The organism is Kribbella sp. NPDC026611 (assembly GCF_040638345.1).
GTDB lineage: Bacteria > Actinomycetota > Actinomycetes > Propionibacteriales > Kribbellaceae > Kribbella.
This window is the reverse complement of the sequence record NZ_JBEZYC010000006.1, coordinates 271,841-287,291: the sequence shown is the minus strand read 5'-3', so window position 1 is coordinate 287,291 and position 15,451 is coordinate 271,841. Positions and strand designations below refer to the sequence as shown.

The 15,451-nt window shown below is 68.7% G+C and carries 16 protein-coding genes; 4 read left to right on the top strand and 12 right to left on the bottom strand.

All coding sequences use genetic code 11. From position 1 onward, the window contains the following. Nucleotides 1-118: 118 nt before the first annotated feature. From AB0E69_RS25655 to AB0E69_RS25635, 5 genes are read right to left on the bottom strand one after another with little or no spacing between them, the layout of a single operon-like run. Nucleotides 119-664 (bottom strand): class I SAM-dependent methyltransferase, encoded by a 546-nt coding sequence (locus tag AB0E69_RS25655; RefSeq protein ID WP_360150933.1) that lies wholly within the window; start codon nucleotides 662-664, stop codon nucleotides 119-121. Beyond that, nucleotides 600-1,838: an MFS transporter gene (locus tag AB0E69_RS25650; RefSeq protein WP_360150930.1), complete on the bottom strand. Its 1,239-nt coding sequence runs from the start codon at nucleotides 1,836-1,838 to the stop codon at nucleotides 600-602. The genes AB0E69_RS25655 and AB0E69_RS25650 overlap by 65 nt, the downstream gene beginning before the upstream one ends. Nucleotides 1,839-1,880: 42 nt before the next feature. Next, nucleotides 1,881-2,855 (bottom strand): hypothetical protein, encoded by a 975-nt coding sequence (locus tag AB0E69_RS25645; protein ID WP_360150927.1) that lies wholly within the window; start codon nucleotides 2,853-2,855, stop codon nucleotides 1,881-1,883. Further along, complete coding sequence (locus AB0E69_RS25640) at nucleotides 2,852-4,048, bottom strand: MFS transporter (RefSeq protein ID WP_360150924.1); 1,197 nt, start codon at nucleotides 4,046-4,048, stop codon at nucleotides 2,852-2,854. The genes AB0E69_RS25645 and AB0E69_RS25640 overlap by 4 nt, the downstream gene beginning before the upstream one ends. 1 nt (nucleotide 4,049) lies before the next feature. Further along, nucleotides 4,050-5,642, bottom strand: a complete 1,593-nt coding sequence (locus AB0E69_RS25635; protein WP_360150921.1) for a discoidin domain-containing protein — start codon at nucleotides 5,640-5,642, stop codon at nucleotides 4,050-4,052. Nucleotides 5,643-5,787: 145 nt separating this feature from the next. Here AB0E69_RS25635 and AB0E69_RS25630 point away from each other — a divergent pair, with 145 nt between their 5' ends. After that, nucleotides 5,788-6,765 (top strand): aldo/keto reductase, encoded by a 978-nt coding sequence (locus tag AB0E69_RS25630; RefSeq protein ID WP_360150918.1) that lies wholly within the window; start codon nucleotides 5,788-5,790, stop codon nucleotides 6,763-6,765. Nucleotides 6,766-7,028: 263 nt separating this feature from the next. Here the strand turns inward: AB0E69_RS25630 and AB0E69_RS25625 are convergent, their stop codons facing one another. Beyond that, nucleotides 7,029-8,087: a LacI family DNA-binding transcriptional regulator gene (locus tag AB0E69_RS25625; RefSeq protein WP_360150915.1), complete on the bottom strand. Its 1,059-nt coding sequence runs from the start codon at nucleotides 8,085-8,087 to the stop codon at nucleotides 7,029-7,031. A gap of 32 nt (nucleotides 8,088-8,119) precedes the next feature. Here AB0E69_RS25625 and AB0E69_RS25620 point away from each other — a divergent pair, with 32 nt between their 5' ends. Next, the gene (locus tag AB0E69_RS25620; protein WP_360150912.1) at nucleotides 8,120-9,610 is read left to right on the top strand and encodes an alpha-L-arabinofuranosidase C-terminal domain-containing protein; all 1,491 of its coding nucleotides are present in this window, start codon (nucleotides 8,120-8,122) and stop codon (nucleotides 9,608-9,610) included. Here the strand turns inward: AB0E69_RS25620 and AB0E69_RS25615 are convergent. From AB0E69_RS25615 to AB0E69_RS25590, 6 genes are all read right to left on the bottom strand, one after another. After that, on the bottom strand, nucleotides 9,594-10,412 hold the full coding sequence (locus AB0E69_RS25615) for a MerR family transcriptional regulator (protein ID WP_360150909.1): 819 nt from the start codon (nucleotides 10,410-10,412) through the stop codon (nucleotides 9,594-9,596). The two genes, AB0E69_RS25620 and AB0E69_RS25615, sit on opposite strands and share 17 nt — an antisense overlap. A gap of 76 nt (nucleotides 10,413-10,488) precedes the next feature. Next, complete coding sequence (locus AB0E69_RS25610; RefSeq protein ID WP_360150906.1) at nucleotides 10,489-10,827, bottom strand: hypothetical protein; 339 nt, start codon at nucleotides 10,825-10,827, stop codon at nucleotides 10,489-10,491. A gap of 164 nt (nucleotides 10,828-10,991) precedes the next feature. Next, nucleotides 10,992-11,993, bottom strand: coding sequence for a zinc-dependent alcohol dehydrogenase family protein (locus AB0E69_RS25605; RefSeq protein WP_360150904.1), 1,002 nt, complete (start codon nucleotides 11,991-11,993; stop codon nucleotides 10,992-10,994). A 5-nt stretch (nucleotides 11,994-11,998) separates the two neighbouring features. Further along, the gene (locus AB0E69_RS25600; RefSeq protein WP_360150901.1) at nucleotides 11,999-13,030 is read right to left on the bottom strand and encodes a DUF6177 family protein; all 1,032 of its coding nucleotides are present in this window, start codon (nucleotides 13,028-13,030) and stop codon (nucleotides 11,999-12,001) included. Further along, nucleotides 13,027-13,371, bottom strand: a complete 345-nt coding sequence (locus AB0E69_RS25595) for a hypothetical protein (protein WP_360150898.1) — start codon at nucleotides 13,369-13,371, stop codon at nucleotides 13,027-13,029. Before AB0E69_RS25595 ends, AB0E69_RS25600 begins: the two co-directional genes overlap by 4 nt. Nucleotides 13,372-13,393: 22 nt before the next feature. Next, nucleotides 13,394-14,281 (bottom strand): toxin glutamine deamidase domain-containing protein, encoded by an 888-nt coding sequence (locus tag AB0E69_RS25590; RefSeq protein WP_360150896.1) that lies wholly within the window; start codon nucleotides 14,279-14,281, stop codon nucleotides 13,394-13,396. A gap of 165 nt (nucleotides 14,282-14,446) precedes the next feature. Here AB0E69_RS25590 and AB0E69_RS25585 point away from each other — a divergent pair, with 165 nt between their 5' ends. Next, nucleotides 14,447-15,148: a hypothetical protein gene (locus AB0E69_RS25585; RefSeq protein WP_360150893.1), complete on the top strand. Its 702-nt coding sequence runs from the start codon at nucleotides 14,447-14,449 to the stop codon at nucleotides 15,146-15,148. Between the two features lie 69 nt (nucleotides 15,149-15,217). Next, the coding region (locus AB0E69_RS25580; RefSeq protein ID WP_360150890.1) for a hypothetical protein at nucleotides 15,218-15,451 on the top strand (234 nt) is incomplete at its 3' end.

Here is a 15,451-nt window from a genome sequence, read left to right as displayed (position 1 = left end):
GTCACTTCCGGCCGCGACTAGAGCACCGCGTGCTGGTTACCCACGCGCACGAACCGCCCGCCGGGGAACACCGCGCCGTACGCCTGCTCGAACCCGGCTCGACTCAGATACCGGTCGCTCACCCGGTGGTCCAGCCAGTCCCCGGTCGCCAGCCGGAAGATCTCCCACGCGTCCCCACACCCCGCCGCGTGATGTTGCGAAACAGCTTCCGAACCTCACCGCCGTACAACCACCACCGCGGGTTCGACGGCCGCGGCGACACGGTGTCCGCGAGCGCGACGCCGCCACCGACCGCGACGAGGGACCGGATGTGGCGCAGTACGTCGGACAGGTCGGCGACGTGGTGCAGCGTCGCGGCGCTGGTGACGAAGTCGTACTGGCCGGAGACGTCGAGAATGTCCGACTCGAGGTACGTGATGTTCGAGCGCGCCCGCTTGCGCCGGGCCAGCCGGATCATCGGGCCGGAGAGGTCGATCGCGTCGACCTGGTCGAAGTACTCCGCCAGAACGACCGCGTGCCGACCGGCACCACAGCCGAGGTCGATCGCTCGGCGCCGGCGCTCGGGGAGAACGGTCGGCAGCCAGTCGGCGATCGGGTCTTCAGTCAGGTCGGCCAGTCGGTCGTAGCGCTCCGCCAGGTGGTCGAACGACTGGTCGCGCTTCATGGTGGTGAGATGCCGTACGGCGGGAAATGGTTGAGCGGCGGATCCAGTGGAGGGCGAGTAGTGCGGCGGTGATGCTGATTGTTACCAGGGTTGCGAAGCCGTAGCGGGTGTCGGTGTGGTCCGTGACAAGAGACGTCACCAGCATGACGACGACCGTTGCGGCCAGGCCGTAGCCGTTGGCGAGGCCGAAGGCGTGGCCGACTCGGGTCTCGTCGACAGCTGTCATCAACAGCGAGCGAGCTGCGATGCGAGCTTGGCCGAAGACGAAGGCACCTAGAAGGACCAGTCCCATCAAGGCAGTGACGCCTAGGAGCGGCTGGAAGAACAGGAGCAGATTGCAGAGTAGGAAGCCGGCGACGGCGATCTTCAGGTCGCCGAAGCGTACGGCGGTTCGCCGGTAGACGACCGCCGCGAAGAGGAAGCCGACTCCTCCGAGCGCGTCCACCGCGCCGAGGACCGCCGGGCCGCGATGCCACTCCCCGACGACGAGTACCGGTGACAGCGCGTTGAACACCGTCACTACTACCAGCCCTTGCCCGAAGAGCAACGCCAACGGCGCCAACGGCAGACCGCTGACCTTGGTTGCATGCGGCAACTGATCGACCACCTCGACCCGACGCCCCCGACCGACCGCGATCACCAGGACGGCGGAGAGTGCGAAGCTCACTCCGTTGAAGACGAACAGCGGTATCGCCCCGAAGTACTGCAACGCCAGCCCACCGACTGATGCGGAGAGCAACATTCCGCTCTGCAGGGCGATCTCGTAGTGCGCATTGAAGCGGCGCAACTGCTCCACCGGCACTCGCTCCCGGATCAGCGCGGCACTGGCTGGGACGAACTGCGCCGCGATCACGGCCAGCGCGAAGTTGGTCGCGTAGACGAGTGGTTGCTGTGGGCCACCAAGTGCCAGCCCGATGGGGAGGCAGAGGGCCGCGGCGGCGCTGAGCAGGTCGCAGCCGATCCACAGCCGGCGCCGGTCGAAGCGGTCGGCCAGGCGACCGAAGTACGGCGAAAGCAGCGCCTGCGGTACTGCGACCGCGATGAAGAGCCAGCCGACGTCGAGCATCGAACCGTGCGCGCGGACGAGCAGCAGCGCGGCGCCGATCAGTTGGATGTTGTTGCCGAGGGAGGTGATGAAGGCCGCCGGAACCAGCAGGCGCGGTCGCGAAGTCACCCCTTCACGGTGTCAGCAAAACCTGACAATGGCTGGCAGTGATTAGCCGAAGGACGGGCTGGTTGCCTGGGCGACCAGCAGACGCGGCGCCGTGGCCAGGCCGACCGACCACAGGTCGAGCGTGCCGGTGGAGTTGCGGACCGGGTAGAGCAAGGTCGAGTTGCCCTGCCACACCGGCTGATCGTCTATCGAGCGTGAGTCTGGGTGGGTGAGCTCGCGGGTGGTGAGGTCGAGGACGGCGAGGCGCCATTCTCCCTTTGCCACCTTCTCCTTATAGGCGATTCGGCGGCCATCGGGTGAGAGCGACGGACACTCGACGTTCTTGGCAATCGCAGTGCCGCGATAGGTGCGGTAGTCGGCCTCGATCAGGTACGTCGTACCTTTGCTGGCCATCGTCACGTAGAAACGGTTGCCGTCGGCAGCGAACGTGATACCCCAGAAGTTGACGTCGGAGGCGAAGTACCGCTTGCCGTCGACGAAGACTGCGAGCTCCTCGATGGTCTTGACGAGGTGGCCGGTGGTGAGGTCGTACACGCCGGTGCGGGTGGAGAAGCCGGTGGCGGCGTACGAGTCGCCGGTGACGAAGAGGGTCCAGTTGACGCGTTTGCCGTCCGGGGACACGCGGGCGCGGCTCGGGGTGCCGTTGAGCGTTTCGCGGTGGCGCTCGTGGAGGTTGGCGTCGAGGAGGATGAGGTCGGTGAGCGCGGGGAGGGAGCCGGGTTTGAGCTGCAGGCAGATCGCCGTACCGCCGGCCGCGGCGAAGCGGTCGCAGTGGAGGTCGCCTACTCGGCGAGGTGCTGATGGGTCGGTGATGGGTACGGCGGCGAGCTTGCCGGAGTCGGGGCCGGGGGCGAGGTTCCGGAAGTACAGGGTGGAGTTGTCGAGGGTGAATGGCCGGTTGACGACAGGTACGGCGTTCTCCGCGGCGCCGCCGGTGCGGGCGTCGACAATGTAGACGATCGCGGCCGTCAGCAGGACGAGGATGCCGATCGTGGTGACGAGCAGACGACGGGTCATCGACGTACCTCCAGGGGCTTGGCGACCGCGGCGGTGATGGTGACTGCTAGCAGCGCGACTGCGATCGCGAGGAGAGCCGGCCGGACGTCCCACACCGTCCACAGCAGGCCGACCGTGACGGCCGAGGCCATCCGAGCCAAGGCCTGGCCGGTTTGAAGTACTGCCAGGCCGGTCGCACGTTGCCCTTCAGGCAGCAGCGGGCCAACGGCTGCGGGGAGTACGCCGTCGGTGGCGGCGTAGAAGGTGCCGTGCAGCGCGAGCGCCAGCCACCACGTGCCGGTCGGTCCGCAGATGAGGACGAGGGCGAGTACGAGCGCCAGATGCCCGCCAAGAAACACCTTCCACCGCCCCACCCGATCCCCCAACCTCCCAAGCGGAACCGCGAACAGGAGAAAGGTCCCCGCAGTAGCCAACGGAAGCAACGGAAACAACCCCGTGCTGATCTCCCACCGCCGCTGGATGGCGAGATAGACAAACGAGTCGGTGATGGTGAAGAGGCTGAGACCCGCGGCCCACAGACAAGTCTTGCGGAAGGTTGCGTCGCGCAACAAGCGGGTCGGTGGCAGATGTTGGACCGGCGCCGGGTTGGGATGGTCACGTACCTGCGCAACCAGCAGTAGGACTCCGCAGGTGGCTAGGGAGGTGCTGGTGATGAAGATTGAGTTGTAGTTGTTGAGGCTGGTCCAGAGGACGAGGGTTGCTACCAAGGGGCCTAGGAAGGCGCCTGTTGTGTCCAGGGCTCGGTGGACGCCGAAGGAGTGGCCTAGGGATTCGGGTGGACTGCTTAGGGTGATCAGGGCGTCTCGGGGGGCGGTGCGGATGCCTTTGCCGGCGCGGTCGATTGCCAGGACCGCGCCGATCAGAGGGACACTCGAGCCGGCGGCCAGGAAGCCTAGTTTGGAGATCGCCGAGAGGGCGTAGCCGATGCCGGCGACGGCTTTCAACCGTCGCCAGCGGTCGGCGGCGTGGCCTCCGACGAGTCGCAGTACCGCGGTAGCTCCGGCGTACAGGCCGTCCAGCAGGCCGAACTGGAGCGGGTTCAGGCCGAGTCCGACGACCAGGTAGAGCGGCAGGATCGCCGTGACCATCTCGGCCGAGATGTCGGTGACCAGGCTGACGAGGCCCAGTGCGACGACGTTCCCGGGGACCCGTCGGAGCGGTGTGCGGAGCGGCCCGACAGAGGCGAGGTACATGTCAGTGGCAGCTGTACGTCGGGCTGCTGTCCAGGACCTTGCCGTCGAGCCCGATCAACTGACTGGTGAAGGTCGTGTCGGTCATCGACAGCTTGAGTACTCCGAAGGTGTCGGCGATCAGCTTGGCCGTCGCCGGGTGCGGCGTGTGCACCGGGTACGCGTCCATCCCGCCCATCCCGCCGATGATCTGCGTCGGGCCGTTCGGATCCGGCTGACCGTTGACGTTCTGCGGGTTGAACCGCTCGTAGTGGTGGTCGTGCCCGTTCAGCACGAGGTCGACCTTCGCGCCGACGAGCGTCTGCCACAGCGGCGCGGCATCCGGGTTGTCACCGTGGTCGCCGGAGCTGAAGCGCGGGTGGTGGTAGTACGCCGCAACACAGCCCTTCGTGTTCTTCGCGAGGTCCTGCTTCAGCCAGGTCAGCTGGGCCGGCTCGGCCAGCGCGCCGTCCTCCTTGACGAAGTCGTTGGAGTCGAGCGCGATGAAGTGCCAGTTGCCGAGGTTCCAGCTGTAGTAGTTCTTTCCGTCCGGCGTCGCGATCGAGCCGAAGTACTTGTGGTACCCCGCGTACGCCGGGCTGTCGTACGTCTCGTGGTTGCCCGGGATCGGCCTGGTGATGCTCTTGAACTTCCCCCACGTCGTCGCGTAGTAGTTCTGGAAGTCCGAGTAGTGCGCGTCGTCGTACTGGTTGTCGCCCATCGTGATCACGGCCGCGGGCTTCATCGCGGTGACCAGCTTGGCGGTCTTCGGGTGGATGCAGTTCGAGTCCGACGCCGTGCAGCGGTCCGCGATGTCACCGGCCGCGGCGAGCACGAACTGCCCGGTCCCGCCGGCGCTCGTCGTCACCGTGATCGGGTCGCTCGCACCGGACACGTTGCCGGCCAGATCACGCGCACGGACGGCATAGCGGTACGCCGTCGCCGCGGTGAGCCCGGTGTCGTTGTACGTCGTCGTGCCGCTAGTCGCCACCACGACGCCGTCGCGGAGTACGTCGTACCCGCTGACTCCGACGTTGTCCGTCGCCGCGGTCCAGCTGAGCGCAGCCGAGGTGGCCGTGACCGTGCCGCTCCTCAGACCGGACGGGACGCTCGGCGCCTGGGTGTCGCCGGTCGAATCGGTGATGCCGTAGACCTCGAGCTCGAACAGCGAATAGCCGTACGTCGTCGCGCGCTGGGTGCCGACCAGCCGGACGTACCGGCCGTGGGCCTGCAGGTTGGTCAGGTCGTCGGTGGCGCCATTGCCATTGGCAACCTCCTTGGCAGTATCGAAGGTGATCCCGTCGTCGGAGACCTCGATCCGGTACGCCTTCGCGTAGGCTGCCTCCCAGGTCAGCCTGACCCGGTGGATCGTGGCTGCCTGGCCGAGGTCGACCCGGAGCCATTGCGGGTCGGCACCTTCGACGCTGGCCCAGCGGGTCGACGCATTTCCGTCGACAGCACGGGGTGCGGTGAGGGTGTCGTCTTCGGTGCTCGAGGCAAGGACTGGCTTGTTCTGGGACAGCAAGCTGTCGGCGGTGGTCCGCGCATCGGCGGCGGATCCGCCGAGCGCGGCCAGTAAGCCGATGGGCAGGACGAGCGCGAGGTGGCGCAGTTTCATCGGAAGACCTCCGGGGGCGCGGAAGTGAATTGTTAGGAAGGTTACCTAACAGTTAACGGAAGGTAAAGCGGTCATACGAGGAGCGCATCAACTCTGGGCAAAAGATTCATTGGACGGATGATCGGCGGGTTGGTTGGCTGGGGGCATGGACAAGCGCAGATTGGGACGAGTTGGGATCGAGGTCAGCCCGGTCGGGTTCGGGTGCTGGGCGATCGGTGGTCCGTTCAGTACGCCGGCCGGTGAGCCGCTGGGCTGGGGCGAGGTCGACGACGACGAGTCGGTGCGGGCGATCCACCGGGCGATCGAGCTCGGCGTGACGTTCTTCGACACCGCGGACGTGTACGGCGCCGGCCACAGCGAGCGCGTGCTCGGGAAGGCCCTCGCCGGGATGCGCGACCAGGTGGTCATCGCGAGCAAGTGGGGCAACACGTTCGACGAGTCGACCCGGGTGATGCACCACCAGGACACCACCCCGGAGTACGTACACCAGGCCGTCCGCGCGTCGCTGGAGCGGCTGGGCACCGACTACCTGGACGTCTACCAGTTGCACTGCGACACGACCGACGAGATCGCGCTGCCGCTCCGGGACGCGTGTGAGGAGCTGGTCCGCCAGGGTCTGATCCGGAGCTACGCGTGGAGCACGGACACCGTGCACAGCGCGGAGCTGTTCGCGGCCGGTGAGCACTGCTCGGCGGTCCAGCACGAGGCCAGCGTCCTGCACGACGCGCCGGAGTTCTTCGCGCTGGCCGAGCGCGCGGACCTGGCCAGCATCAACCGCACGCCGCTCGGGATGGGCATCCTCGGCAAACGCGACCCGAGTCGACCGGCCACCGGCGCGGACATTCGCTCGCTGCCACCGTCCTGGCTCCGGTACTTCGAGGAGGGCGGCGTACCCGCGCCGGAGTGGTGGGACAAGGTCTCCGCCATCCGCGAGGTCCTGCAGAGCGACGGCCGCACCCTGGCCCAAGGCGCCCTCGCCTGGCTCTGGGCCCGCAGCCCGCGCACCCTCCCCATCCCCGGCTTCCGCACCGTCGAACAAGCCGAGCAGAACGCCCGCGCGATGGAGTTCGGCCCTCTGAACGACGCGCAGCTGACCGAGATCGCGAAGCTGCTCACGGACTGACTCACCGCGGTGCGGCGACTCCCTCCCTCCCCCGCCACACGAGGGGTTAACCCCCTGAGCTGAGGGTTCTCCCCCGGCACGGAAGGGGCGAAGGCTCAAGTCGAGGGGATATCCCCTCGTGTGGCGGGAGGTGGTGGCGCCGGGCCTGGCACAGGTAGCTGCTTCCTCGCGCGCCTCACCTCTGCGCCATTGCAGCGCCATTCCTCTTGCCCGGCCTATCGGTTTATCGATATACCTATGGCATGGCGGGTCGGTCGTGGTGGTCAGTTGAGCGGTTTGGTCGTGCCGCGGGTGATCAGCTGGGCCGGGACGATGACTTCCTGCGGCTCGCCGGTGGGGCCGTTGCTGAGCTGGGCGATGAGCAGAGACGTGATCGCGTCGGCCATCTCCTCGTGCCCCGGGTTGACCGTGGAGAGCGACGGGATCAGGTACGGCGCTTCGTCGATATCGTCGAAGCCGACCAGCTGGACGTCGTCCGGCACCCGCAGCCCGGCGTCGGCCAGCGCGCGAAGGGCGCCCAAGGCAACGACATCGGTGAGCGCGAACACGGCGTCGAAGCCGATCCCCCGGTCGATCAGCGACCGGATCGCGTCGTACCCGTCCTGCAGCCGGAACGTGGACGGGACGTTCAGCCGCGGGTCGACCGATACGCCGGCCTCGGTGTGAGCGGCCAGGTAGCCCTCGGCCCGGAGCGCCGGCATGGTCGCGCTCCCGCCCGGATCGCCGCCGATCATCGCGACCCGGCGGGCCCCGGTCGCGAGCAGGTGCGCAGTCGCCTGCCGGGCGCCGTCGACGTTCGCCATCATCACGTGGTCGAAGCGCGACGGCAGCGCCCGCTCGCCGATCATCACCACCGGCGCGTCGGTCCGCAGCTGGCCGAGCTCGGCCGGGTCGATGTCGACCACGCTCAGGATCAGGCCGTCGTACATCCGCAGCCGGGAGAACGCGACCGCGTTCAGCTCGCCCTCTCGGCTGGCGCCGGTACGCTCCATCACGATCCGCAGGTCGTGCGCCTCGAACCGGTCCGCGAGCCGTCCGGCCAGCTGACCGAAGTACGGGCGCTCGAGCTCGGGAACCGCGAGACCCACGACTCCGGTTCGGCCGGCGCGCAGATGCCGGGCGGCCAGGTTGACCTGGTACCCGAGCTCGCTGATCGCCGCGAGCACACGCTCCCGGGTCGCCGCGCCGACCCGCGGCCGGCCGTTGATCACGTTGGAAACCGTCATCGTCGACACCCCGGCGAACCGCGCGACGTCGGCCATCGTCACAACAGTCGACGACCGTGCTTTGCCGTCCCCACCCCAGCGTCCCGGTCGGTTCATGCCGACAAGAGTAGAAGCCAAGGAGGCGAGCCGTGACCACAGCACAGGCCGCACGTGTCGTAGTCGACCTCGACGTACCCGGTCCGACCATCAGCCGGCACCTTTACGGGCACTTCGCCGAGCACCTCGGCCGCTGCATCTACGGCGGCTTCTACGTCGGCGAGGATTCGCCGATCCCGAACGAGGGCGGTATCCGCGTGGACGTGGTCGAGGCGCTCCGAGCTCTCAACATCCCGAACCTGCGCTGGCCCGGCGGCTGCTTCGCCGACGAGTACCACTGGAAGGACGGCATCGGCCCGAAGGCCGACCGGCCCACCATGGTCAACACGCACTGGGGCAACGTCGAGGAGAACAACCACTTCGGCACCCACGAGTTCATGGCGCTCTGCGAGCTGCTCGGCGCGGACCCGTACATCTGCGGCAACGTCGGCAGCGGGACCGTCCAGGAGATGAGCGACTGGGTCGAGTACCTGACCCGCGACGGCGACAGCCCAATGGTCCGGCAGCGCAAGGCGAACGGGCGCGACGAGCCGTGGCGGATCCCGTTCTGGGGCATCGGCAACGAGGCCTGGGGCTGCGGCGGCAACATGCGGGCCGAGGCGTACGCCGATCTCGCCCGGCGCTACGCCACCTACTGCCGCGACCACGGCGACAACCAGCTCTACCGGATCGCCGCCGGCGCGAACAAGGACGACCTGACCTGGACCGAGGCGCTGATGAAGTCGATCAGCTGCCTGGGCTGCGGCCGCGACCCGCAGAACATCTTCCAGGCGGTCTCGGTCCACTACTACACGGTGGCCGGGACGTGGGAGGAGAAGGGCAGCGCGACCGATTTCGACCTGGACGACTACCACCGGACGATCGCCCAGGCGCGCGACGTGGAGCGGATCATCCGCGGGCACTCGGCCGTCATGGACGCGTACGACCCGGAGCGCAAGGTCGGCCTGGTGCTGGACGAGTGGGGCACCTGGTGGGACGTCGAGCCGGGCACGAACCCGGGGTTCCTGTACCAGCAGAACACGATGCGGGACGCGCTGGTGGCGAGTCTGCACTTCGACGTGTTCCACCGGCACGCGGAACGCTTGGTGATGGCGAACATCGCGCAGACGGTGAACGTGCTGCAGGCGATGCTGCTCACCGACGGCGACGGCGGGCTGGTGCGGACACCGACGTACCACGTGTTCGAGATGAACAAGGGGCACCAGGACGCGACCGGCGTACCGGTGCACGTGGTCGAGGGCCAGGAGGTGTCGGCGTCCGCGTCGGTGAAGGACGGGCGAGTCCTTATTTCGTTGAGTAACTTGGATCCGGTGTCGGCGCGGGACGTCGTACTGGATCTGCGGGGCGGGGAGCTCCGCCAGCCCACCGGAAGGTTGCTGACGGCACCTAAGCCGCAGAGCTGCAACACGGTCAGCGATCCCGACGTGGTGGCTCCGGCTCCACTCGGATTGGAGCCGGAACCCCGGGGTCTACGGATGACGTTGCCGCCGCACTCCTTCGCGACCGTCAGTTCCGCTTGGTGACAGCGATCTGGAACTCGTGGATCCAGTTCGCCGGGTTGTCCATGTCGAACTGGAGGGTCACCTCGCGGGCGTAGCCGTCGCTGCGATAGCCGTTGTCCTCGATCCAGCGGGCGAGGGTCTGCATACTGCGGTCCGCTTCCATCATGTCGCCCTTGTGCACGATGGTCGCGGCCTGCGCGAGCTCCGGCATGCTCAGGATCTCCACGTCGGCAGCCGATCCGGTGTCGACGGGTACGGCGGCGTGCACGCGGATGGTGTCGTGCTCGGCGTCCTCGTAGTACGCGACCGGGGAGCCGCACGGCGTGATGCCGGCAGCACCGAGGCGCTCAAAGAGCTGGCCGAACAACGGCTGCAGGACGGGACCGATGTCCTCGCCGTCGTAGCTCGGGGAGATCGCGGACAGTTCCGCGACCCGGGTGGCGGCGATGTGTTTCAGAACGACGTCGTCGGTGGGCATGTGACCTTCCTTCTCGATCAGCCGGAGCCTCGCCTCGACGCTGGTCAGCCGGGCCGCACTCCGCGCCAGGTCGTCCTCGAGCTGGGCCTGCCGCAGCCTCAACATGCCGCGCAGCTCCTCCGCTGACAGCTTGGCGTCGACGATTGCGCCGACCTGCTGCAGGCTGAAGCCGAGGTCCTTGAGCGCCACGATCCGGTTCAGCCGACTGAACTGGTCGGCCGAGTAGTACCGGTAGCCGGTGGCCGCGTCGACGACCGCAGGCCGGAGCAGACCGAGCGCGTCGTAGTGCCGCAGCATCCGTGCGGACACCTGACCGAACGCCGCGAAGTCTCCGATGGTGAACATGCAGCCACCTTCCGGGTTGACACAGTGTGAAGGTCAAGACCCGGATCCGAGGGTACGGCGCAACGCTTGGTCCTTGTCAGCGCTTGACGCGGGTCCTCCGGTCGCGGACGGCCGTGATCGCAAAGGCGCTGACCAGCAGGGCGACACCGCCGGCGCCGAAGCCGGTGACCAGATCGCCGCGGCTGCCCAGCCGGTCGTCGCACTGCATCGGGGTGACGCCCCTGGCCGGCGAGAAGACCGAGCCGCAGTCCTCCCGGTCGAGGTGCACCGGCCGGACAGCGAACACCGCCCCGACGATCAGCAGGACCACTCCCACCGCGCCGAGGATCTTGCTCAGCACCGGCCGTCCCGCGGGCAGCGGCTCGCGCCTGTCGGCAGGACCGACCACAGCTGCTTGGTCAGTTCCTGCATTCACGCTCACGCTCCCTGGTGTTCCGGCCATCGTGGTCCCCTGCCCCGTCCGCAAGATTTGATCAAATCTAACGCAGCTAGCGGGCGCCCCAGAAGTCCGCACCGAGCTGTTGGTGGAATCTTCACCCTTTTCTAACGAACAACTGAGCCGGGCGGTTCACCACGGAGTCAAGTGGTAGGAACTGCCACCAGGGATCCACTCGCACGGCCGTGTGCGAGGTCCGCGAGCGCCTGGTCGACGGCGTCGAGCGAGACCACCGTGGTGTGCGCGCGGACCGGTAGCCGAGCGACCAGGCGGAACAGTTCCTCCCCGTCGCGACGGGTGTTGGAGGTCACGCTGCGGAGGTCGCGCTCGTGGAAGAGCTGGCGCTCGTAGTTGAGCTGCGGAACGTCGGACAGGTAGATGCCGGCGACCGCCACGGTCCCACCCGGCTTGAGGGCCTCGAGCGCGTACGGGACCACTTCACCGGCCGGGGCGAAGACGATCGCGGAGTCCAGTGGCGTGGGCGGCCGGTCCGCGGTTTCCCCGACGAACGACGCTCCGAGCTCGCGCGCGAGCGCCTGGTTGCCGGCGCCACGGGTCATCACGAAGAGCTCGGCGCCTTGGGCGGCCGCGATTTGCGCCGTCAGATGGGCGCTGGAGCCGAAGCCGTAGATGCCGAGGCGGCCGCCGGGCGGGAGACTGGCGCGCAGGAGCGAGCGGTAGCCGATGATCCCGGCGCAGAGGAACGGCGCGAGCTCCTCGGGGGGCCGGTCGGTGGGCAGGGCGTAGGCGTAGTCCTCCGGGACGACGGCGTACTCGGCGAAGCCCCCGTCGGCATCCCAGCCGGTGTACGTCGACTGCGGACAGAGGTTCTCGGCCCCGGCCCGGCAGAACTCACAGGTGCCGTCAGTACCGCGCAGCCAGGCGATGCCGACCCGGTCGCCGGGGCTGAACCGGCCACCTCGGTCGACCACCTTGCCGACGACCTGATGGCCGGGGACGACGCCTGGTCGCTTCGGCGCCAGGTCGCCTTCGCAGAGATGCAGATCGGTGCGGCAGATCCCGCACGCCTCGACCTGCACGAGGACCTCACCCGACCCGGGCTCCGGGACGGTACGGCGTACCTTGCGGAGCGGGCCGTCATCGATCGGCGCGGGGTGGTCAACGGCCCAGGCCTGCATGTCCATACGTCTCAGCTTGGCATGGTGAAGCTGAGGCGGGGTGGTGTCGGGTTGGCCGAATAGTGGACGGTGGCGGCGGTGATCCGGCGCATGATGCCGGCGTACGTCTGCCAGTCCGGGACGGTGTGACCGGTGCCGAGCGGGAACCACAGGCCGGTGTCGTGGCCGATCGAGGTAGCGGCGCCGGCCGCGATCGCCCGGTCCGCCTCGGGTCCCATCGCGGCCCGTCCGTCACCGCCGATCGCCAGCGCGACCGGGTCCGGGAGGCCGGTGTAGCGCGCCGGGGTGGTGGTGTCGTTGGTCGTGCCAACGCCGATGAGGAGCAGCGAGACCAGGTCGAAGTCGTCTGCGAGCCGGCGTACGACCGGGAAGATTGCTTCCGGCAACGGGGTGTCGGCGCTTTGGTAGCCGATGGCAACGGTGACGAGCTCTTCGAGGCCGGCCGGGCGTACAGCGATCTCGACTGTTCCGTTGGCCTGCTTGCCGGCGACCACGAGCATGGTCCGGCGCGGAGCCCAGCGGCGGCAGAAGTGGGTCAGTTCCTTGGTGTCCCAGAGTTGGGTCGCCGGCTCCTCGGTGCCCCAGCCCGCGGGCGGCTCACCGGTCAGCTCCTCGAGGAGGTACTCCGTTGCACCGCCGACAACCGTCTGCTCTGCGGCGGGGTAACGCACTCGCGCTACGAGCTGGAGGCAAGCTTGCGGTGGACCGTCGAGGGGTTTGAGCCACTCGCGACTCAGCGTCGGCGTGTCCGTATTCGGGACGAACTGGTCGCCGTCCCAGATCAGTCGCCGGCCGGTCAGGCCGTCGTACACCTCTTCGTTGCCCTTGACCACCCACAGGGCCCGCAATTGCGTTCGCACCGCGTGCGTGATCCGCGCCGTCGGGGGCGTGACGATCTGCAGCTGCCGGTTGGTCTCCTCGGCCGCGATCGCTGCCGTCAGCAACCAGTTGGACATCGAGACGACCGGTCGGTCCTGCAGCATCACGATCGCCTTGGTCGTGACGGCGTCGACGCCGGGCAGCTGGTCGAGCAGTCCGCTCATCGCTCCATCCGTTCGGCTCGCGGCGCCTGTTTGGCTCGCGCCGGCTGTTTCGTTTGTGCTGGCTGTTTCGTTTGTGCCGCCTGTTTCGTTTGTGCCGCCTGTTGCGCTCGCGCCGCCGCGAAAGCCTGGTCGAAGGTGAACCGGCTCGGGGCGAAGGCGAAAACGGTGCTGCCAGCAACCAGGTAGACCTGGTTCGCCGGGCTGGGCAGGGTGAACGCCTGCCACTCACCGACCGGCGCCGTGGGCCAGTCGGCCAGGTCCTCGGCGGTCAGGGGCTGCGTGGGCGTGCGGTCTGAGAGCCAGCCGGCCAGGGTCTCGCGGGCCTCGGTTTCGTTCGGCATCAGGCGTTTCCTCCCCTTCGGGTCAGGCCCATTTCGACTCCGGTCCGGCCGGTCCGCCGTCCTCCCAGTCGCCGCCCGGCTCGCGGACGGTGTACTCGAGCCGCTCGAGCTGGGTCGGGTACGCCGGCGGCCAGGCCATCACCTTGGAATTGGCGCCGGGCTGGGCCTCGATCGCGCGTACGGCGCCGTGGTCGTCGACGTACGCCACGAACCAGTGGCCACCGCCGACCGGTCTGGGCGCCCACTCGACGCAGATGGCGGCGACGGTCCGCGGCGGCCGGCCGCGGAGGCCGTCGGCGACCGATCGGTACACCTTGTCGGTGAACGCCTGCAGATGCGCGGCCGGGTCGGGGTGGGTGGGCGGGAGGTGCCGGTCGAACCGCTCGGTCGGGTTGCGCACTCCCATCCACTTCATCGTCTCGTCGTAGTCGCCCGGCACCTTGCCGAAGTCGCCATCGGCGAGGCGGACGTCGCGGCCCTGGATGATGTCGGCGACCGTCATCGTCACCGAAGGGCAGTTCTTCTGGAACTGGTCGCCGCCGTAGTCGTGGTGCGGGTTGACCTTGGTGACCCAGCTCTGCGGGTCCTGGAGCGGGTCCGTACCGACCGAGGCCTCCACCTCGCGCCGCAGGTCGCCATTCGGGTCACCCGGATCCCACCGCTGCGGATCCGTCTCCCGCCGCGGCACCCCCGGCCGCCCGTACGCCTCCGGCGGCGTCAACCCCAACTCCTTGACAGCCTGCCAGTCGCGCGGCCCGTACTTGTCGTACAGATCCCCCCGCCGCTCCACCCGCACCCGCACCGGCCGCCCCCGCTCCTGCGGCACCTCCCACCGAACCCGCTCCTGCCCCACCATCCCCTTCCACACCGACGACTCCCCTACCTCCTCCGCCCCGTCATGAGTAGGCACCGGCCCATCCCCATCAACCCCCCGCCAAGGCTGATTCCGATAAAGCCCAGCTTCCCGCCGCTTCCACCCCTCATCCACCCCGTCGTCGTCTGTTCCCCGCCCGGCCTCCGCCTCGTCGTATTCCTCCCGCCCCACGGGCTGAGTCCGCCCCGGATCGGGTACTCCGTGCTCCTCGCCCCGGACCGGCTGCGTCCGTTCCGGGTCCGCCCCCTCGTGCGCCCCCCGCCGCACCGACTGAGTCCGCTCCGGATCGGGTACGCCGTGCTCCTCGCCCCGAACCGGCTGTGTCCGTTCCGGGTCCACGCCCTCGTACTCCCCCCGCCGCACCGACTGAGTCCGCTCCGGATCGGGTACGCCGTGCTCCTCGCCCCGGACCCGCTGAGTCCACTCCGGATCCGCGCCCTCGTACTCCCCCCGCCGCACCGACTGAGTCCGCTCCGGATCGGGTACGCCGTGCTCCTCGCCCCGGACCGGCTGAGTCCGCTCCGGGTCTGGGCCCTCGTGCTCCCCTCGATGCACCGGCTGAGTGTGCTCGCGGTCCGGTACGCCGGCCTCCTCGCGGCGTACCGGCTCGGTGCGCTCGGGACCGTGCTCCTCAAGCCGGATTGCCTGAGTCCGCTCCGGATCTGCACCCTCGTGCTCCTCGCGCGTGACCGGTTGGGTGCGCTCGGGTTCGTGCTCCTCGCCCCGAACCGGCTGTGTCCGTTCCGGGGCTGCGCCCTCGTGCTCCCCTCGATGCACCGGCTGGGTGTGCTCGCGGTCCGGTACTCCGCCCTCCTCGCGCCGGACCGGCTGGGTGCGGTCGGGATCATGCTCGTGCGTGTGTCCCGGAGGGGTGGGGCGACGCCGACCCCAGGCGTTGTGTGACTCCCCGGTCCCACCGTCCTGCTCCGGACGAGAGATCCGCTGCGTCTCATCAACCCCGGAACCCACTTCATGCCGCCCCCGCTCACCCACCGACCCACCATCCTGACGCCGCACCTCCTCCCGCGGAATCCGCTGCGTCTCCTCCGCCGACGGATCCTGCTCACGCCGTACCCCACCCGTCCCCTGCTGCAGGTGTTCCCGGGGAACTCGCTGCGTCTCCCCCGCGGACGGATCGTGCTCGTGCCTCACCCCACCCGCCTCCGGCTGGCGCACCCGCTCCCGCGGAACCCGCTGCGTATCCCC

Excerpts from the sequence above, each read along its gene's own strand:
- AB0E69_RS25655 (WP_360150933.1), bottom strand. The coding sequence starts at position 664 with ATGAAGCGCGACCAGTCGTTCGACCACCTGGCGGAGCGCTACGACCGA.
- AB0E69_RS25645 (WP_360150927.1), bottom strand. The coding sequence starts at position 2,855 with ATGACCCGTCGTCTGCTCGTCACCACGATCGGCATCCTCGTCCTGCTG.
- AB0E69_RS25640 (WP_360150924.1), bottom strand. The coding sequence starts at position 4,048 with ATGTACCTCGCCTCTGTCGGGCCGCTCCGCACACCGCTCCGACGGGTC.
- AB0E69_RS25635 (WP_360150921.1), bottom strand. The coding sequence starts at position 5,642 with ATGAAACTGCGCCACCTCGCGCTCGTCCTGCCCATCGGCTTACTGGCC.
- AB0E69_RS25630 (WP_360150918.1), top strand. The coding sequence starts at position 5,788 with ATGGACAAGCGCAGATTGGGACGAGTTGGGATCGAGGTCAGCCCGGTC.
- AB0E69_RS25625 (WP_360150915.1), bottom strand. The coding sequence starts at position 8,087 with ATGAACCGACCGGGACGCTGGGGTGGGGACGGCAAAGCACGGTCGTCG.
- AB0E69_RS25615 (WP_360150909.1), bottom strand. The coding sequence starts at position 10,412 with ATGTTCACCATCGGAGACTTCGCGGCGTTCGGTCAGGTGTCCGCACGG.
- AB0E69_RS25605 (WP_360150904.1), bottom strand. The coding sequence starts at position 11,993 with ATGGACATGCAGGCCTGGGCCGTTGACCACCCCGCGCCGATCGATGAC.
- AB0E69_RS25600 (WP_360150901.1), bottom strand. The coding sequence starts at position 13,030 with ATGAGCGGACTGCTCGACCAGCTGCCCGGCGTCGACGCCGTCACGACC.
- AB0E69_RS25595 (WP_360150898.1), bottom strand. The coding sequence starts at position 13,371 with ATGCCGAACGAAACCGAGGCCCGCGAGACCCTGGCCGGCTGGCTCTCA.